This window comes from Pseudoalteromonas sp. APC 3694 (genome assembly GCF_030407565.1).
Lineage (GTDB): Bacteria > Pseudomonadota > Gammaproteobacteria > Enterobacterales > Alteromonadaceae > Pseudoalteromonas > Pseudoalteromonas tetraodonis.
Genome location: NZ_JASDDE010000005.1, coordinates 1 through 19,561 on the forward strand (window position 1 = coordinate 1; position 19,561 = coordinate 19,561).

Here is a 19,561-nt window from a genome sequence, read left to right on the forward strand (position 1 = left end):
TCTTACATGGATGTAAGCCAGTAGAATAACGCAGGAGCAGTTATCGAGCCCACTAAGTTACAAGCCTCGCGCCGCGATTAAACCGCTCCTAGTTTGAACAAATTTTAATCCACAAAGGTCAACAGACCCTTATTAAAAGCGGTATTCTGCACCTACGTAGTAGTAAGCACCGTTAAAACCAAATGGCGCTGAACGACGAGAGTACTTAAATACCCCATCACTGCTGACAATGGTATTACCTTGAGCATCTACAATAGTACCCGAACGTGAATTACCTATGGTGTTTTCATCAGGGTAAACATCAAATAAGTTATTTGCGCCAATGTTTACCGATAAGTTATCAGTTACAAAGTAATTAACTTTAATGTCAGTTAAAATTTCAGCACCGTAAGTCTGGCGGCCGCCATCTTCAACTGTGTACTCACCAAAACGATTAAGTGATAAATTAACAGTCCAGTCGTCACGGCGATAAAGTGCACTTAAGTTAATGCGATCTTCTGGTTGCCATTCTTCAATGATAGAAATTTCTTGATCAGAAAACACATCATCGACTGGCACGGTTTCAAGACCAGAACCTGCAGGTGTAAATAACGACACGACATCGGTTTCTGTAAAGTTAGCCGCTAAAGTAAAATCAAGCGTGCCGCCTAGGCCTTCTGTATTCCATGTAGCCACAAAGTCGATACCTTGTGTCTCAGTGTCAGCGCCATTTAAGAAAAACTGCCCTGCACCCGCACCTGAACTTAATAACGCAGCATCAAGACTGCTTGATAAGCCTTTACCTAAGCGATTACTAATTACAATACGGTCGTCAATATCGATTGAGTAGTAATCAAGCGTTACATTAATATTATCGCTTACATTATAAACAATACCTAAACTGCGGTTTTGAGATTTCTCTTCTGTTAATTTAGGAATACCTAAACTTTGCGCAAGGGCTGAATCGTTTCTAAAGGTCCCTACTTCTTCAGCCACTAAATTACCATTAGGGCCTACAACAAACTGCGTGCTGATATTGTTAAAGTACAACTGCTGCATTGAAGGTGCTCTAAAGCCTGAGCTTAATGCACCACGAAGTGAAATATCTTCGGTTAGTGACCAGTTCCCCGCGAGTTTAAAGTTAACTGTATCACCAAACCCTTTGTAATTATCGTAACGTAACGCCCCTGAGATAATCACATCTTCAATAACGTAAGCTTCAGCGTCTAAGTAAAACGAGATCACATCGCGCGACTCATCAACCGACGATGCTGGCGATGAACCACCAAAGCCTTGTGTGCCACCTGATGCATTTTCGCTACCAATACCACCACTCAGTCCATCATAAATATTAACACCATTGTTGGTATCGTAATCGCGGTATGCGTATTCACTGCCCTCTAAAATACGGTACTCATCGGTGCGTATTTCTGCGCCCATTGCTAATGAGTAATCATCAAAATTTTGAGTAAAATCAAGATTAATCGTTTGCAGTGATAACTCCATACCATACGCGTAACCTTGACGTGGAATAGTGGCGCGAATATCTGCAGCGCTTAAGCCTTGGTCGTAACGTAAGAAGTTGGCATAAGAGGCATTAATCGTATCGCTAGTGGTGTAATCAATGCTGTTTTCACCATAGGTGTACGATAAGTCTAAGCTTGAGTCGTTATCAAACTGCGTTTTATAACCAAAGTTATATGAAATATCGTCAATCGTAGTGTTTATTTTTGGTAAAAAGCCAGCCGGAACTGTCGCATCACCATCTTGTAATACTGGGTTACCACCGGCATTGGCATTATGACGGAAAAATGCTGCTGATTCGTTATCACGCGTTGAGTAGGTAATAAAACCGTATAGTTCACCCGCTCCTAATTCGTAGCCGGTGTTAACCGTTAAACCAAATTGTTGAGAGTCGGCATCGCCAATTCTAAATGTATCGCGTGGCGCGGTTAGTTCACGCGGGTCGCCTGCCAGTAACGTGCCGTCACTGAGCTCAGTACAACCATAAAATTGACATGAACCATGAAGCCCTGCACGGTTAGTTGGTGCGCGGTCACGATAGTTTATAGTCGTATTTAAATAACCATTGTCACCTAAAGCAAAGCCTTTATTAAAGTCGATGTTAACAGTTTCGCCATCACCTTCTGAGTACTCACCGTAGTTAATAGCGGCTTTACCACCTTCGCTGCCATCTTTGAGCACAATATTTATAACACCGGCAATTGCATCAGAACCATATTGAGCCGCAGCGCCATCACGCAGTACTTCAATACGTTTAATTGCTGAGGCTGGAATAGCGTTCATATCGGTACCCGCCGTACCACGCCCCACCGAAGTATTAATATGAATAATACTGGCTTGGTGACGACGCTTACCATTGATCAATACCAACGTTTGATCTGGCCCTAGGCCACGTAGCGTTGCTGGTCTTAATGCGTCAGTACCATCACTGATAGATGAACTTGAAAAGTTAAAAGAAGGTGCAATAGCTTGAAGCATGCGGCCAACTTCTGTTTGGCCGGTATTTTCGAGTGCTTCTGCACTTAAAATATCAACGGGGACAGGTAAGTCTTCAACTGAGCGCCCTGCGACACGGCTACCTACAATAGCAATTTTTTCGATGTTTTGTTCTGCGCTTTGTTCAGCGGCATTGATTCCTTGTGAATTAACTGCAAGTAAAGCAGGTAATACAGCTGCACTAACTCCTGAAAGCTTCATCATGTTGTTATCTTTCCTATTGATTTGTTTGAGTTTAATACTCAGTAAACCATTTTGATCAACAACCGCATCGAGCTGTGTCTCAGCCAGTAATGCTTTTAGTGCATCAAGTTGAGAATAAAATCCATACAACGAATTTGCTTCGTATTGCTTGGCAAGTTCATACGAAAAAACCACAGTTTGTTCTGTTTGCTTAGCAAATTCTATTAAGGCTTTGTCTGCTCGTTGCGCTTTTATATCAAATTGCATCATTTGCCCCTCGGTTTGACTTGCATACACACTGATACTTAAAAACAGCGGTGCAACAAGGCCAAATTGAGTTAAATGGCACGTATGGTTACTGCGCAACTTATATAAACAGTTAGCAAACAAAAATCCTCTATAGTTTTTTATCATTTTTTTAATCTTTAAATTACTTTTTACACCCTTATGAGCAACATTGATTAACAATGGTGTGATTTTCATTACGATTACCTATGATTTTTTTTGATATTTTAGGCTAACAACATGCTCGCCTAAACGTTCATGTTCAATCGAAAAATTATTTTGTAAGCTCTCTAACAGCCCTGCCACATCACCCGCTTTAAAAACACCGGCCACTTTTATACGGGCTAACTCATCAGATGATAGTTCAAACCGCGTAGCGGTATAACGGCTGACTTCGTTTAAGGCATCAACCAGTTGCTCACCATTAAATATCAACATGCCATTTTGCCAAGCTAAGTCACGCTGTACATCATCAACCGATAACTGTGTGATTGGTTTGGTAACGCTTTGTTCAATAATGGCTTTTTCACCGGAAATCACAATATTGGCATTAATTTGACGAATTTCATGATTGTTATTATCAGCTTGTTGATACGCTTTAAAATCATCAGCATTAACAGCAACGCTAGGATCGGTGATCATCACTTTACCCTCAGTAACAACCAGCTCGAGATCTGACGAAGTATTGCGCTGCACATTAAATACAGTACCGAGAGCGGTAAAGCTTTTATCACCGGCCATCACGCTGAATGGGCGTGATGCATCTTTAGCAACATTAAAACGCCCCTCGCCACGACTTAGTAACAATTGCCTACGGCCTTGGCTATAAGCGACTTCTAATGAGCTATTGGTATTAAGTTGTACAATTGTGCCATCCGGTAAAACATAGGTTGCTTGCTCGCCAACTTTTGTTTTATAAATTTTTGTATAATTTACCTTGGCTAAATTTTTGTTGAAATTGCTATCTATATTTAGCAAAAAGTAGCTGCACATCATTAAAGCTGCAACAACACTTGCCGCAATACCATATACATAGGAAGGCTTTGTTTTAATGCCTGCAGAGTGCTTATTAGGAAACAATACGCTGAGCTCGTTAAGCACACTTAAGTCATCCCATAATTGTGCTAATTCATATACCGCATTCTGATGAGCCGTGCTTTGTAGCATCCACAGTTTAAATTGCTCTTGCTCTTGTGTACTTAAGCCACGATCAATCGCACTTATCCATTGCGATGCTTTTTCTAAGATTAATTCTTTTGAAGTAAATTGATGGATGTTATTCATTTTGCTGCCCTCATTATGTCCGCACTTTGTTGGCAATGGTCGCTTTCATCGTGTGACTGTTCGCGCATATATAGCATGGTATTTAATAACCCTTTGGCAATGTGTTTTTCTACCGTACTTTGACTTAGCTGCATTTGCTGTGCGATCTCTTTTTGGCTCATTCCATAGACTTTTTTTAAAATAAAGCACTTTCTTACAACAGGACTTAATTGCTCAGTCGCCCGACAAAATAATAAAAAACGCTCTTTAGAGGTGTATTCGTCTTCTAATTGCATTGATTTAAGCAATTTGGGGAGTTCAGTTTCGTGATTTAAAGGGGTACTAAATTTATTATCCCATTTAGCTATATGATTAAGTGCTAGGTGTTTAGCTGTTTTTAACATGTAGCTACGGGTGTATTGAATATCTTGCTTTAATTCAGCTTCATAACTTTTAACAAAGGTTTCTTGAACAATATCATCAACATCGTCAGGCAACACAATTTTAGACACGAAACGCCGCAGTTGCGTGGATATGTCTGAGAATGTACTGGCTAATTTAAGTCCTCGAGCCACGTGGGTAGTCCCTTGTTATTATTATTACCGTAAGATTACGAGTTTTAGGGCTAATTACAAGGAGTTTTGTTAATTATTGGTTATTTATTAGTTGCTAACATACATAGTGCAATGTAAACGTATTACCTTTTAAAACTTTTTTAATCATTATGCCTGTTTGGTAAATATTGAAAGTTAGCGCAATTTTAGTTGATTTGGCTTTTTATAATGAGGGCAAACAGATATTTAGCTTAATTTTATTGGCGTGTTGTGTAGTAATTTAGTAGTGGCAACGCTACTATTAACGGATAGGAGTTACATATGAATAATCAAAAATTATCAGATTTTGAGCTTTATTTTCAAATTGATGAAAGTAATCGCGTCAATCTGTTTGCCGTAGATGATTCGGCTGTGCCAAAAAGTTTAGCTGAACTTGACGCTGATATTCCGCCTTTATTTAAACTTGCTAACGAAGTAAGCAGTTTAGAGCAAAGCGTCTTAGGCCCTTTGCGTAATTTAGGTGATATTGCCCAAGAACTAACTACTTTTTTACAAGCTCAGTCGCGCAAAATAGATTTGATCATGAGTCATATTTTAGCCTCTGAACAACCAGAAGATAACTCTATCTATTGCGATAGTTACGGCGGTGGCGGCATTAAGTTTACCAGTGAACATTTGTATACATTAGAGCAAAAGTTTCGTACTAAACTTTTTTTACAACACGAGGCCTCTGCGGTGTATTGTTATAGCGAAGTGGTTGCCATTGAAAAACAAGATAATGAGCACTACCAATATACCCTGTTATTTGTATCAATAAGAGACAGCGACCAAGAGTTGGTTGTAAGAGCCAGCTTACATGCGCAAACTCGCCAGCTTAAAAAGCGCCAGCAACTTGAAAAAGCCAAAGAGAGTACAAACGACAAAAGCTAGCGTTTATTTACTTCTCAAATCGCTTTAAAATTGTGAGCCAAACACTCATTTAGAAGTGACTTAGCAGTAATTGAACTGCTAAACTAGCCCCATCTTTATTTGTATTAAAAATCCATGAACTTTAGACTTTTACCTGAATGGGCCGAGCAAGACGCTGTTATGCTTACATGGCCGCATAAAGACACAGATTGGGCTGATAAATTAGCCCGTGTAGAACCTGTATATATTGAGCTTGCTAAGCATATAACAACGCAGCAAAAGCTTGTTATTGTGGCGCATAATAGTGCCTTAAAAATGCATATTACAGCATTGCTAAATAGCGCTAACATCCCTTTGAATCGTGTTCATTTTGTAGTAACCCCTACCAACGATACGTGGGCGCGCGATCATGGCCCGCTTACTTGTGGCGCTATTGACTCACCCGAGCAACTAAAAGTATATGATTTTACTTTCAATGGTTGGGGCAATAAATTTGAAAGCGCATTAGATAATGAAATTAATCGTACTTTGGTAAAAGAGTTAAGTAGCAAAAACAACTACTATCAAGCGCTCGATATGGTACTTGAAGGTGGCGGTATTGAAATAAACGAGCATGGTGTGTTGCTAACAACCAGCGAATGTTTGCTTAATAAAAACCGTAACCCAAATTTAAACCCAAGTGACATAGAAGCGCTTTTAAAAGCGCACTTGGGCGCAACAGATTTTTTATGGGTTGATCATGGCTATTTAGCAGGTGACGACACCGACAGCCACATTGATACCTTAGTGCGTTTTGCACCAAATAATACCCTTGTGTATGTGCAATGTGACGATGAAACCGATGAGCACTTCAGCGCGCTTAATGCCATGCAAAAGCAACTACAAAGCTTTAAAACTGCCGATCGCACCCCATATAAGCTAATTGAGTTGCCATGGCCAAAAGCCGTGTACGATGATGAAAACACGCGCTTACCCGCCACCTATGCAAATTACTTAATTATTAACAATGCGGTATTAGTGCCTACTTATAACGATATAAACGACCAACGCGCGTTAGCGCAGGTTCAAAAAGCATACCCAGAGCACACAATTATTGGGGTAAATTGTTTACCTATTATTGAGCAATTTGGCAGTCTTCACTGCATTACAATGCAATTACCTCGTGGATTTTTAGCTGGAGCAGCACAATGACAAGCCCTGCAAATTTATCAGTTGCCTTAGTGCAACAAAGCAACAGTGACAACGCTGAACACAATATTGAAAAATCAATTGCTGGCATTCGCGATGCAGCCAGTCAAGGTGCACAACTTGTTGTGCTACAAGAATTACACTGTAGTTTATATTTTTGCCAAACTGAAGATGTCGACGTCTTTGATTTAGCCGAAACAATACCTGGGCCGAGTAGTAACACGTTAGGTGAACTTGCTAAAGAGCTTGGTATTGTAATTGTCGCGTCTTTATTTGAAAAGCGCGCTACAGGCCTTTACCACAATACCGCAGTGGTGCTCGAAAAAGACGGCAGTATTGCCGGTAAATACCGTAAAATGCATATACCGGATGACCCTGGCTTTTACGAAAAGTTTTACTTTACTCCTGGCGACTTAGGCTTTGAGCCTATTCAAACCTCAGTGGGCAAACTTGGCGTACTGGTGTGTTGGGATCAGTGGTTTCCTGAAGCGGCGCGTTTAATGGCGATGGCCGGTGCAGAGCTTTTAATTTATCCAACAGCCATTGGCTGGGATCCACGCGATGATAAAGATGAGCAAACCCGTCAAAAAGATGCTTGGGTTATTAGCCAACGAGCCCATGCGGTAGCCAATGGCGTTCCAGTGATTAGCTGTAATCGTGTTGGTCTTGAGCGCGACCCGAGTGGACAAAGTGACGGCATTCAATTTTGGGGTAACTCGTTTATTGCAGGTCCCCAAGGCGAAATATTGGCAGAGGCCGATAATCAAAGTGAACAAATATTAATGGTTGAACTTGATCAAAAACGCAGCGAAAACGTAAGACGTATCTGGCCGTATTTACGCGACCGCAGAATTGATCATTATCAAGATTTAACAAAAATCTATCGCGACTAAATAATAGTATGGCTCTTAGCAGCTAAGAGCCTAATTTAATGGAGTAATTAATGGCGTTTGAGCAATGGGCAGCCTTGCCTTGGGTAAAATCTCAAAAAGATAAAATTCAATGGGGCGAGCTTTTAGGCAGTGGCTTGAGCATTGCCATTGCACAAGGTGTAAAACAACAAGATAACTTAGTGTTAATAGTTACGCCAGATACACCAAGTGCTTTGCGCCTTGAAACCGAATTAGAGTATTTGCTTCCGGATAACCCGGTAATGATATTTCCGGATTGGGAGACATTGCCTTACGATCATTTTTCTCCCCATCAAGATATTATTTCAGCGCGCTTAGCAACGCTTAATACCCTGAAAAACGAGCAACAAAGCGTGCTCATTATGCCTGTATCAACGCTGATGCTGCGCACGGCCCCTGCTTCGTTTATATACGGTTCAACGCTTAATTTTAAAGTAGGCGATAGATTAGACACCCACGCTTTGCGTGAAAACTTAGAGCAAGCGGGTTACATGCACGTGCAACAAGTTATGGAGCATGGCGAATATGCAATACGTGGCTCTATTGTTGATTTATACCCGATGGGCAGTAAACACCCATTTAGGCTCGATTTTTTTGATGACGAGCTTGATACCATTCGCTTATTTGATGTGGAAACACAACGCTCAGACGAAAAAGTTGAAAAAATTGAGTTACTTCCTGCCCATGAATTCCCCACTAACGACACAGATATTGAACGCTTTAGAATAAACTATCGTGAAAAGTTTGGCGCAAGCGCAGAGCAAGACTCTGTCTATATGCAAGTTAGTAAAGGTAATTGGCCTGGAGGTATTGAATACTACATGCCATTATTTTTTGATGGCTTGGCGACTATTTTTGACTATTTGCCTGAATCAACGACCGTGATGCAATTAGGCGATTTAGAACATGCGGCGGATAATTTTTGGCACGATGTTAATGTACGCTATGAAAACCGCCGTGTGGACCCCTTGCGCCCACTTTTACCACCGGATGAATTGTACCAGCCAATCAATGAGCTATTTTCAAACTTAGGTAATTATGGCCGCATTCGTTTATCGCAAGCAAAATTGGGCACTAAAGCCGGCAATAAAAACCTTGCCGTTAATGAATTACCCAATGTCCGCATTGATCATAAACAACATGAACCTTACAACGCATTCATTAGCTATGTGGCAGAGCAAAAAAAGAAAAAAGGCCGAGTTGTCATTAGTGTTGAGTCGGATGGTCGACGTGAATCATTACTGAGTATATTAAAACCCAGCGGCTTAAAATTTAAAGAATTTGATACTTTTGAGCAATTTATCAACAGCAGTAGTGACGTTGGTTTAATTGTAAGCCCACTGGAACAAAGTGTTGTGCTTAGCACAAGACCTAGCCTGAGCATTATTACTGAGCAAGAATTGCTTGGAATTAAAGTATCACAACGCAGACGCCGTAAGCACAAGTATGAAGCAAGCCAAGATGCGCTAATTCGTAACTTAGCAGAGTTAAAAGAAGGCCAACCGGTTGTGCACCTTGACCATGGTGTTGGCCGTTATCAAGGACTGCAAACAATTGATGCCGCCGGTGTGGTTACTGAATTTGTAACCATTATTTATGCCGGTGAAGCAAAGCTCTATGTGCCGGTATCAGCGCTTCATATGCTTAGCCGTTACTCTGGCGGTGAAGAAGCCAGTGCCCCACTGCACAAGCTCGGCTCTGATGCGTGGGATAAGGCAAAAAAACGCGCCGCTGAAAAAGTACGTGATGTCGCTGCTGAATTGCTCGATATTTACGCTCAGCGCCAAGCAAAGCCGGGTAATAAATTTACGCTTGATGGCCAAGCTTATCGTCAATTTAGTGATAGCTTCCCGTTTGAAGAAACGGATGATCAACGTAACGCTATTGAAGCTGTACTGGGTGATATGCAATCAAAACAAGCCATGGATCGCTTAGTCTGTGGTGATGTAGGCTTTGGTAAAACCGAAGTAGCAATGCGTGCAGCGTTTGTTGCGGTTAACGATAATAAGCAAGTTGCTATTTTAGTCCCTACCACCCTACTTGCTCAACAACACTACGATAACTTTAAAGACCGCTTTGCTGATTTTCCAATTGAAGTGGGTGTATTGTCTCGGTTTAACTCAACTAAAGAGCAAAAAGAAACCCTTGAAAAAATGAGTAATGGCAAGCTTGACGTGGTTATTGGCACGCACAAACTAATTCAACAAGACATCAACTTTAAAGATTTAGGCCTGTTAATTGTTGATGAAGAACACCGATTTGGGGTGCGCCAAAAAGAAAAAATTAAAGCCCTGAGAGCTGATGTTGACATACTCACCCTGACCGCTACGCCTATCCCCCGTACTTTAAATATGGCCATGAGTGGTATGCGCGATTTATCTATTATTGCTACCCCACCGGCTAAACGCTTAGCCGTTAAAACTTTTGTGCGCCAACGCGACGAAGAGCTTATTCGCGAAGCGGTACTGCGTGAAATTAAACGCGGCGGCCAGGTGTACTTTTTACACAACAATGTAGAAACCATTGAGCGTGTTGCTCAAGAAATTAGCGAATGGGTGCCTGAGGCAACAGTTACCTCAGCCCACGGGCAAATGCGAGAGCAAGAGCTTGAGCAGATCATGACCGATTTTTATCACCAAAAATACAATGTACTGGTATGTACTACGATTATTGAAACCGGCATTGATGTACCCACAGCAAATACCATTATTATGGACAGAGCCGATAAACTCGGTCTTGCTCAGCTGCATCAATTACGCGGGCGTGTTGGTAGAAGCCATCACCAAGCCTATGCTTATTTACTTACAGGTAACCCTAAAGCGCTCTCTAAAGATGCGAAAAAGCGTTTGGATGCCATTGCCTCATTAGAAGATTTAGGCGCAGGCTTTGCCTTGGCAACCCACGATTTAGAAATTCGTGGTGCCGGTGAGCTATTAGGAGATGATCAATCTGGACAAATGCAAACCATTGGCTTTAATTTGTATATGGAAATGCTTGAACAGGCTGTTAACGCGCTTAAAAATGGTCAAGAGCCAACCCTTGAAAATCTATTACAAAAACAAACCGAAGTTGATTTAAAGCTACCTGCCTTGTTACCTGATGATTATATTCACGATGTTAACACGCGTTTAGGTATGTACAAGCGTGTAGCAAGTTGTGCTAACCTTGCTGATATTGATGAACTGCAAGTAGAATTGATAGATCGCTTTGGTTTATTACCTGATGCAGCTAAAAACCTATTTAGTTTACAACAACTAAAAATGCAGGCGAGCAATTTGGGCATAACCAAAATAGAAGCTAACCCGAAAGGAGGCTACTTTGAGTTTAGTCAAAATACCAAGGTTAATCCTAGCTTCATTATTGGTTTGATACAAAGTGCGCCACACATTTATAAAATGGATGGCGCAAATAAACTACGCTTTGCCATTAGCGAGGCGAATGCCCGTGAACGCTTAAAAATGATCACTGCTATGATTGCAGATTTCGAAAAAAAGGTTAGCCATTAATGTTGCTGAAAAAATCGCTGGTTATTTTATGCTGCTTATTTAGCAGTACTGCATTTGCAGAGCGCTGGTTTGAAGTAGAGGTGTTAATATTTAAACAGCGCCCTGCTCCTAACTTACAAGAAGACTTTAGCTTAAAGCATGACGCCATTGAAGATAAAAACATCTTAGATTTATTGGCCTCTGCTTATAAGAACCAAGCAATGGACGCGTGTATAAACGGTGACCCACGCTTTCAAACACGCACTCTTGCCGACACTTTGGTTAATTCAAACCCACAGTCTGCAGCGTGTAACGACAGCATTGATTATGTAAAAAGTTACGATGTGCTGCCAGTAACCCCTCAAGCACCAGTACAAGATACGATGGAGCAAACTTACCTGCTCGCTCCTGAACAACTGCAGTTTGAACAACAACGCCAAGCTTTAGACCGCAAAGGACTCACCCCTATATTACATACCGGCTGGCGGTTTGAAGGCGCAAGTAAATCACGCTCACCCAGTATGCACTTATTTGCAGGCAACCAATTAAAAAACAATATGAACACCGGTTTTAGTTACGCTAATTCCGACTTTATTAGCTTAATAAATAGACCTGAGCCACTGTTTGCCGAAGCTCAATCTTCCGAAATGAAATGGGAGTTAGATGGCTTATTGAAAATACATTTACGCCATTATTTATACATTAATGCGGATTTCGATATTAGTGAAAAGCAAGATAATGGTGAGCTAGAATCAGCCCGTTTTTCACAATTTAGACGCGTTTTCAGCGAAGATATTCATTACTTTGATCATCCTCGTATGGGTATGATTGTACAAATTCGAAAATTTAACCATTAACAGTATTTAATCAAAAGGAAAATAACAATGAAGAAGCTTCTAATAATTGCTGCAGCACTGAGTCTTGCTGCTTGTTCAAAAGTAAGCATGGAAAATTACGAAAAAATTAAAATTGGTATGGACAAGTCAGAAGTTGAAGCACTTTTAGGCAGTGCTGATAACTGTGTAGAAAAAACATTACATACTAGCTGTACTTGGGGTGATGACGCTAAAAACATCGAAATTACCTTGGTATCAGACAAAGTAACGCTTTACAGCAAAAAAGGGCTAACAGATAAATAAAGACAAAAAAGGAATAACGTATGTTATTCCTCTTTTTTTACATCGCTGGTGTAAATAAGCTCTATGTTGACTATTTTACTGCGGTTTAAGGTTATTTTGTAACGCTGATAGAGTGTTTTATCCGGTTCAGTTAGAACCAACACCATGTTTAACTGATAGCGCCTTTCTACTCCCTGTTTAGAAATTTTATTGTTTTCTAAATGGTAGAGCTTCCCTTCCCCCTTTTTTAAATAACGTGCAAATGGTGCAAGATTAAATTGCAATGTTTGTTGTAAGCTATCGTAGCCCGGCAAAAATTCTTTGGCACTTACCCGGGTTTCACTAGCAAAGTGCAACCATTGTGCCGCTTGTTTGTTTTGCTGACGACGCTTAGAAAAAATCTTCCTCACTTCTTTAGGGATTTTTTTAAAGCGCGTGTACTCTAACCAAATAAACTGACTCGCCACTTTATCTTTTGTGATACTGTTTTTAAAAATAAAGCGCCATTTTGGCCGCCCTCGCACAATAGCACGCCAAATAATACGGGTAATATCTTCTTTAAATATTTCTCTCAGCCCGTAAATAACCCCTAAAATTAGAATTAATGAAGCGGTTATTTCAGTAAAGGTAGAACGCGCATTGAGTATTACCACCATCACAAAAGCCATTATAACAGCTGTTACAGAGCCTTTTACTAACCGCTTTAAATAGCTATTAAGATAGCGTGTTTGGCGCTGTAAAATCACTCCATGCTCTATTAAACGCTGGAGTAAACGCATCTTATTAGTAATTCTGTTGGCGTCTTTAAGTGTTGAATCAGAATTATATTGCTGCTCTTCTCGATACTCACTCTCTGACTTACAAAAGTTTAATAAGTCATTTCGCTCTTTAGCGTAATCGCTACTACGCGGGCCTTCATCAAGTAGCTTTAAAAACGTTTGTTCAATTTGCCAGCTTAGGTAGTTATCAGCATTAGTATAAAACGGGATTAACTTTTCGTTATCTGGGGTGTAACGTCTGAGTTTTCTAAGTAGGCTTTGGCTTTGCTCACAGAGCTCCATGGCTCGTTGATAAAACTCATCGCTTTCTTGAATTTTTAATGCATCTTTAATATCAGCATCAATTGCCAGACGCACTTGATAACAATATAGATTTAAATTTTGTCGGTAATCTTGCTGTTCGCCCTTGTTTTTACTCACAAAGCGGCTTCGTACCAATGGAAGATGAATGTTATTCGCGTTATAGGCTACAAAAGATTTAAATTGGTTATTAAAGTAAGACTCTTCGCTGAGTGTTTGCGCGTTAATACCCATTTCATTTGGGATAGAAAAATAAAGATCGAGACGCTGCTCTGCACGCGGTGATAATTGCGGTTCAATAACAAACGATAAATTTTCGTCTTGCTTTAACAATGATGCCTCCTTTGGTTATCTACCTGAGTTTACGTGCCTCTTTAATTTTGTTCAACAAAAAAGGCCTAGTAAAAACTAGGCCTTTTAATAGTTCTAATGAATTAAAATTAGAATTTAACGTTTACGCCAGCGAATAAACGACGACCTAACGTATCAAACGTGTACGGGTCAGTGTTTGAATCGTTATTACCTGAGTAATACGGTGGCTCTTTATCAAATAAGTTATTAACACCTGCAGACAATGTCACTGTATCATTAATTAAGTAAGATCCACTAATGTCATGGTACACAACTGAAGGCGTTGAAGGTGCATAACATGTCTCACCATCAATACATGCGAAGCTATCTAGGCCTGCAATGTAGCGTGCTTCATAAGTTGCATCCCAGTTATCTCCTTTAACTGTTAAGTTAAAGTTTGATTTGATATCTGCGTAACTACCAGCGCCACCCGTAATGTAACCAGCGTAATCTACAACAGCACCCGTATCAACAACGTATTCATCTAAATATGTTGTATCAAGGCCAGCTCTCCAGCTTAGGCCTAATGCATCAAATGAATACTTCAGATTTAAGTCAATGCCAGATGTTTTTTCAGAACCAATATTACGAAGCTGATTATTGAACACAATTCGACCATCAGCTTGTAAAATTGCACCTGTGCTTGCACAAAGTTCGTTTGAACTGCTGTTTGAATTACCAATACATTGATCAACAACGAATTGGTTGTTGTATGTTGAAATAGCATTTTCGATTTCAATGTCGTAGTAATCTACGGTCATTGAGAAACCTTCAAACCATTGTGGTTCGTACACCACACCAAACGTTAAAGTATCAGCTTCTTCTGGTGTTAGATTTTGATTACCGCCCACAGTTACTTCTGCCTGGCTATCAGCACCTGGGTATTTTACTTGCTCATAAGATGGCGCATTACCTGAGTAAAGCTCATCTACCGTTGGAGCACGGAATGCGGTTGAACGTACGCCACGGAACATCAATTCATCATTTGCTTTCCAAGTAAAACCAAGTTTCCATGTTTCATCAGAACCAAAAGTGCTGTAATCAAACGCGCGGATTGCCGCACTTAATTCAACATATTCTGCAAATGGAAGCTCAGATAGTAAGGGTAATGCAAACTCAACATAAGCCTCATTCACATCAAACCCACCACTTGTTGGATCTACACGTGGATCGTTACCTAGACCTTGAGCAGCAATTGAATCAGGGTTATACCATGCCTTTTCTTGGCGACGCTCTACACCCGCTGCAAATGCAGCATAACCTGCAGGTAACTCAAACATTTCACCAGATAATGAGGCTGCCAAAATAAATAACTGGCTTCCACCTGAGTTTTGCTCTGTGTATATATAATCTTGAATGTTTTCTTGTGACCAAGATGCCTCATTTAAAGGCTTAAATGTACCTGCAGCTAAGTCTTCTGTGATTGCAGAAACGTTGTGCAGATTACTCATTTTATCAACAGAATCATTGCGACCAAAGTTTGCTGATGCATCCCATGAATAATCACCAATAATACCTTCAGCACCCACAACAACACGAACAGTATCAACTGTTTGCGATAAGTCACGAGTACCACTTTCAGCCATGCGACGACGGTAGCTTATTTCATCACCATAGGCGTAATTAGTCGGTGTTGTAACGTAATTATCATTAGCATCTTTTACAAATGCACCGTTAACGACTTGTCGCTTATCATAAGTTTGTGACAGTAAGCTGTCACCCATATCTTCGGTATATTTAAAGCCAAAGTTGATAGGCTGTGGTGCTAACTTTTGCTCTGACCAGCGCTTAGTATAGGTAAACTCGCTGAAAAGCATTGTGTCATCATTTAGTTCATAATTACCTAAACCTGTGATGTTTAAGCGTTCCATAGGTGTGTATAGGTAGCTTTTAGACGCATAGTTGTATGCATCGTTTTCATCGGTATAGCGGTGTAAGTTACCGCCAAGGCCACTTAAACCAGCATCGTCAGCAACACCCTGCTTCTCGATTTCACCTTTATCGTTGATGATATTAGCTGTATTAACATTGTAAATATGGCCGCCTTCGCTGAATGAAGAACCGCCACAGAAAAGTCCATTTTCGCCTTCAAATAAAGGACATGATGAGAAACCACGATCACCTTGACTTGCTTCACCACGATCAGTGTATTGAATACCAAAAACCATATTACCTTTGTCAAATGTTGTACCTAAGGTAAAGTCGATTGATGTTTCTGACGCATCATGTTTTGAAGTCATGGCTGTGTTGACGTTTAAATCTAAACCTTCAAAGTCATTTTTAAGGATAATATTTACAACACCAGCTACAGCATCTGTGCCGTATACTGCAGAAGCACCGTCTTTAAGTACTTCAATTTGTTTGATCATTGATACTGGAATAGTATTTAAATCAACCGTTGAAGCCGCACCAGTACCTGAATTGATCATACGACGACCATTAACAAGTACTAAAGTACGCTGTGAACCTAAACCACGTAAATCTATAGATGCACCACCGCCAGAGCCATTATTAACGCCAGGGTTTGTCATTGCACCACCCGTAGCCGTCATTTGTTGTAATACGCTATCTACAGATGTTGCACCTGATGCTTTAATTTCATCGGCACCGATAAGTGTAACTGGGCTAGCCGTTTCCATATCTGAACGCTTAATACGAGAACCCGTTACTTGAATTTTTTCAATTGACTTTGCTGCTTCGTCTGCAGCTAAAACTTGAACACTTGAGAACATTGGGATTGCTGCAATTACAGCTAAACCAAGAGTTGATTTTTTCATGGATGAACCCTACTTGTTGGAAATTTACCTAAATTGGTAATGCTCACTTTTATGAGAATTTTGAGTGAGCGGGAGCAACTTAGGCGCCTTTAACTGAATGAAAACTTAATGAGCGATCACGGTGCAATCAATAAAAATTAAAACGTCCCGCGAAAGGAACAAAGGTTACAGTATGTTTCATTGTTAATTAATAAAAACACTTTATAATCAATAATTAAAGACTAAGTAATCACATAAAAAACACAGCTGAAATCAAATGAGTAGAGTTTGTAATCAAATGTAATTATTACATTAATGTGCCCTAAACAGGAAAATTAACATGTTAATCACAGCTCGTTATTAAAACGGTAAAACTAGGTGTTAATTACTAACCATATTTATGCAAGTAGATTGTTTATTTAGTCTGAATTTTTTTGTTATAAGTTTTAATCATGCAAATTTTATGTGTATTGAAGGTTTAAGACGGGCTGCCAATTAAACTAAAAACGGCTACTAAAGTGGGTCCATTAGATAAATCTACATACAAATGATATAGGTGCTTTATTGCACGTATGAGCACAATTAAAAAAGTAAGCCAAGCAGAGCTTAAGTTATAAACTTGGAAGGTAAATGGGTATGTAAAAGCTTTATTCAGAATGGTTATTTTATCAGATGTACTTTAATTGCAAATAACTATTAAATGTGAGGCATTTGGCTTTCCGCTATAATTTTACGGGAATGGCGCAGTTAAAAACCACGCCTGAGTAGAAAGCCTTTAATAGGTAACGTTAAAAAAATATTCAACATTTTCACTTATGCCAGTGTTTGTATCGACAGTAGTAAGAATAAGCTTCCACACCATGTTTTTTTCCGAGCAAATCCCTACCATAGTATTAGCTACCCAAACGCTGCCCTGATTTTTAAATTGCACGGGAATGTAACCCATATACATAGTTACCCCCTCCAATTTAGCCGCTGTTATTGTTTCACCAGTCGGTAACTGAGTGTAAATTGAAAACGGTGTCTCTGGTGATAGGGTTTCTTCGCTTAGCCAAACTTTAACTTGATTTGGAAAAATACACGGGTTGTTATTTTTACACTCTGTTTGTGATTGATTTACTTTTGGTGTTGATGTTGATCCAGAAAAGTCACAACCTAGTAAGAATAGTAGAAAAGAAAGTAAACATACTCTATATATATACATGCAGGTTCTCAAAGTATCTAATGTATTAGCCCAACATTTGGGCACGTTGGTTGATTATCGGTTTTAATGAGTTAGTAAAGTACAAATCACCTCAAAAAATAGACAGCAACTTAATAAAGTTTGATTGATGTCATATTATTACGCAATTGACCTATCTTTTTAAAGCCAAAAAATTTATCATTTCAACTGCAAAAAAAACAAGTAATTCTCGAGATTATTATCTGTAACAACCATATATTGTGGGTTTTAGATAGTATACTTTGGAATAATAGTAGGTCCTACTTTTACAAGTAGGTAATTCATTTCTAAACGCATTTATTGCAGCGGAAGCCAGAAAATGAGCCAAACAGTAGCATCACAAACTGAGTACAATTATAAAGTTGTACGCCAATTCGCTATTATGACAGTGATTTGGGGCATCGTTGGCATGGGTATTGGGGTTCTGATAGCTGCCCAATTAGCTTGGCCAGCTCTTAACTTTGACACACCATGGTTAACTTACTCTCGACTTCGTCCGTTACACACGAACGCAGTAATTTTCGCATTTGGTACAAGTGCACTTTTTGCGACGTCTTATTACGTCGTACAACGTACATGTCAAACGCGCCTTCTTTCAGATAAATTAGCCGCCTTCACCTTTTGGGGTTGGCAGTTAGTTATTGTTCTAGCAGCAATTACTCTACCTATGGGTATTTCAAGTTCTAAAGAGTATGCAGAACTTGAGTGGCCTATCGATATCTTAATTGCTGTTGTTTGGGTAACGTACGCTGTTGTATTTATGGGCACTATTGCAAAACGCAAAGTAGCGCATATTTATGTAGCTAACTGGTTCTATGCTGGTTTCATTATTACTGTTGCTGTTCTACATATTGTTAACAGCATGGCAGTCCCAGTTTCATTGACTAAATCATATTCAATCTATGCAGGTGCCGTAGATGCAATGGTTCAGTGGTGGTATGGCCACAACGCAGTAGGCTTCCTTCTTACTGCTGGCTTCTTAGGTATGATGTATTACTTTGTACCAAAGCAAGCGGGTCGCCCTGTTTACTCATACCGTTTGTCGGTTGTTCACTTTTGGGCACTTATCTCTCTTTACATTTGGGCAGGTCCTCACCACCTTCACTACACTGCGCTTCCTGATTGGACGCAAAGCTTAGGTATGGTGATGTCTATTATCTTATTCGTACCGTCTTGGGGTGGTATGATCAACGGTATTATGACGCTCTCAGGTGCATGGCATAAGCTACGTACTGACCCTGTTTTACGTTTCTTAGTGGTTTCATTGTCTTTCTACGGTATGTCGACGTTTGAAGGCCCGATGATGGCAATTAAATCTGTTAATGCGTTATCGCACTACACAGATTGGACTGTAGGTCACGTTCACTCAGGTGCATTAGGTTGGGTTGCGATGATTTCTATCGGTGCTATTTACCACCTTATCCCTGCGTTATTCTCGCAAGGTCGTATGTACAGCATTAAATTAATCAATACACACTTCTGGTTACACACAGTGGGTGTTGTTTTATACATTGTTGCAATGTGGATTTCAGGTGTAATGCAAGGTCTAATGTGGCGTGCAGTTAACTCTGACGGTACATTAATGTACAGCTTTGTACAGTCGTTAGAAGCCTCTCATCCTTTCTATGTTATGCGTTTCTTAGGCGGTGTGTTCATCGTTACAGGTATGCTGGTTATGGCTTATAACGTTTATCGTACAGTTTCAGCGAAAAATAACTCGTTAGAACTTGATGAACAAGCGCAGTTAGCATAACGGAG

General features: G+C 40.1%; 13 protein-coding genes. 7 read left to right on the forward strand and 6 right to left on the reverse strand.

The window, feature by feature from the left end; genetic code table 11:
- Positions 1 to 132: 132 nt before the first annotated feature.
- Genes QMA00_RS03040 through QMA00_RS03050 form a run of 3 tightly spaced genes read right to left on the reverse strand, consistent with a single transcriptional unit; the run spans position 133 to position 4,805 of the window.
- A complete protein-coding gene (locus tag QMA00_RS03040) occupies positions 133 to 3,165 on the reverse strand; it encodes a TonB-dependent receptor (protein WP_290155962.1) in 3,033 nt (1,010 codons plus the stop codon).
- A gap of 9 nt (positions 3,166 to 3,174) precedes the next feature.
- Positions 3,175 to 4,251 carry a FecR domain-containing protein gene (locus QMA00_RS03045; protein WP_290155964.1) on the reverse strand — a complete coding sequence of 359 codons (1,077 nt, stop codon included), beginning with the start codon at positions 4,249 to 4,251 and terminating at the stop codon, positions 3,175 to 3,177.
- Positions 4,248 to 4,805: a sigma-70 family RNA polymerase sigma factor gene (locus QMA00_RS03050; RefSeq protein ID WP_013464680.1), complete on the reverse strand. Its 558-nt coding sequence runs from the start codon at positions 4,803 to 4,805 to the stop codon at positions 4,248 to 4,250. Before QMA00_RS03050 ends, QMA00_RS03045 begins: the two co-directional genes overlap by 4 nt.
- Positions 4,806 to 5,105: 300 nt before the next feature.
- On the opposite strand from QMA00_RS03050, the gene QMA00_RS03055 reads away from it, so the two are divergent.
- From QMA00_RS03055 to QMA00_RS03080, 6 genes are all read left to right on the forward strand, one after another.
- Positions 5,106 to 5,714 (forward strand): PilZ domain-containing protein, encoded by a 609-nt coding sequence (locus QMA00_RS03055; RefSeq protein WP_290155966.1) that lies wholly within the window; start codon positions 5,106 to 5,108, stop codon positions 5,712 to 5,714.
- Between the two features lie 114 nt (positions 5,715 to 5,828).
- Positions 5,829 to 6,884, forward strand: coding sequence for an agmatine deiminase family protein (locus QMA00_RS03060; protein ID WP_290155967.1), 1,056 nt, complete (start codon positions 5,829 to 5,831; stop codon positions 6,882 to 6,884).
- Positions 6,881 to 7,774 carry a carbon-nitrogen hydrolase gene (locus tag QMA00_RS03065; RefSeq protein WP_214552853.1) on the forward strand — a complete coding sequence of 298 codons (894 nt, stop codon included), beginning with the start codon at positions 6,881 to 6,883 and terminating at the stop codon, positions 7,772 to 7,774. Before QMA00_RS03060 ends, QMA00_RS03065 begins: the two co-directional genes overlap by 4 nt.
- 50 nt (positions 7,775 to 7,824) lie before the next feature.
- Positions 7,825 to 11,298, forward strand: a complete 3,474-nt coding sequence (mfd, locus tag QMA00_RS03070) for a transcription-repair coupling factor (RefSeq protein WP_290155969.1) — start codon at positions 7,825 to 7,827, stop codon at positions 11,296 to 11,298.
- Complete coding sequence (locus tag QMA00_RS03075) at positions 11,298 to 12,134, forward strand: peptidoglycan binding protein CsiV (protein ID WP_290155971.1); 837 nt, start codon at positions 11,298 to 11,300, stop codon at positions 12,132 to 12,134. The genes mfd and QMA00_RS03075 overlap by 1 nt, the downstream gene beginning before the upstream one ends.
- Positions 12,135 to 12,161: 27 nt before the next feature.
- Positions 12,162 to 12,416, forward strand: a complete 255-nt coding sequence (locus tag QMA00_RS03080) for an outer membrane protein assembly factor BamE (RefSeq protein ID WP_138626899.1) — start codon at positions 12,162 to 12,164, stop codon at positions 12,414 to 12,416.
- A 23-nt stretch (positions 12,417 to 12,439) separates the two neighbouring features.
- Here QMA00_RS03080 and QMA00_RS03085 read toward each other — a convergent pair whose 3' ends face one another.
- The 3 genes from QMA00_RS03085 to QMA00_RS03095 all read right to left on the reverse strand — a co-directional run bounded on the left by QMA00_RS03085 (position 12,440) and on the right by QMA00_RS03095 (position 17,785).
- Positions 12,440 to 13,807, reverse strand: a complete 1,368-nt coding sequence (locus QMA00_RS03085) for a hypothetical protein (RefSeq protein ID WP_036983009.1) — start codon at positions 13,805 to 13,807, stop codon at positions 12,440 to 12,442.
- A gap of 107 nt (positions 13,808 to 13,914) precedes the next feature.
- Positions 13,915 to 16,602 (reverse strand): TonB-dependent receptor, encoded by a 2,688-nt coding sequence (locus QMA00_RS03090; RefSeq protein WP_013464672.1) that lies wholly within the window; start codon positions 16,600 to 16,602, stop codon positions 13,915 to 13,917.
- A gap of 754 nt (positions 16,603 to 17,356) precedes the next feature.
- Positions 17,357 to 17,785, reverse strand: a complete 429-nt coding sequence (locus QMA00_RS03095; RefSeq protein WP_290155975.1) for a hypothetical protein — start codon at positions 17,783 to 17,785, stop codon at positions 17,357 to 17,359.
- A 337-nt stretch (positions 17,786 to 18,122) separates the two neighbouring features.
- On the opposite strand from QMA00_RS03095, the gene ccoN reads away from it, so the two are divergent.
- On the forward strand, positions 18,123 to 19,556 hold the full coding sequence (gene ccoN / locus QMA00_RS03100; protein WP_010389600.1) for a cytochrome-c oxidase, cbb3-type subunit I: 1,434 nt from the start codon (positions 18,123 to 18,125) through the stop codon (positions 19,554 to 19,556).
- Positions 19,557 to 19,561: the final 5 nt, after the last annotated feature.

Coding starts and splice junctions, on each gene's coding strand:
- QMA00_RS03040 (WP_290155962.1), bottom strand. CDS start 3,165: ATGAAAATCACACCATTGTTAATCAATGTTGCTCATAAGGGTGTAAAA.
- QMA00_RS03045 (WP_290155964.1), bottom strand. CDS start 4,251: ATGAATAACATCCATCAATTTACTTCAAAAGAATTAATCTTAGAAAAA.
- QMA00_RS03055 (WP_290155966.1), top strand. CDS start 5,106: ATGAATAATCAAAAATTATCAGATTTTGAGCTTTATTTTCAAATTGAT.
- QMA00_RS03060 (WP_290155967.1), top strand. CDS start 5,829: ATGAACTTTAGACTTTTACCTGAATGGGCCGAGCAAGACGCTGTTATG.
- QMA00_RS03065 (WP_214552853.1), top strand. CDS start 6,881: ATGACAAGCCCTGCAAATTTATCAGTTGCCTTAGTGCAACAAAGCAAC.
- mfd (WP_290155969.1), top strand. CDS start 7,825: ATGGCGTTTGAGCAATGGGCAGCCTTGCCTTGGGTAAAATCTCAAAAA.
- QMA00_RS03075 (WP_290155971.1), top strand. CDS start 11,298: ATGTTGCTGAAAAAATCGCTGGTTATTTTATGCTGCTTATTTAGCAGT.
- QMA00_RS03080 (WP_138626899.1), top strand. CDS start 12,162: ATGAAGAAGCTTCTAATAATTGCTGCAGCACTGAGTCTTGCTGCTTGT.
- QMA00_RS03090 (WP_013464672.1), bottom strand. CDS start 16,602: ATGAAAAAATCAACTCTTGGTTTAGCTGTAATTGCAGCAATCCCAATG.
- QMA00_RS03095 (WP_290155975.1), bottom strand. CDS start 17,785: ATGTATATATATAGAGTATGTTTACTTTCTTTTCTACTATTCTTACTA.
- ccoN (WP_010389600.1), top strand. CDS start 18,123: ATGAGCCAAACAGTAGCATCACAAACTGAGTACAATTATAAAGTTGTA.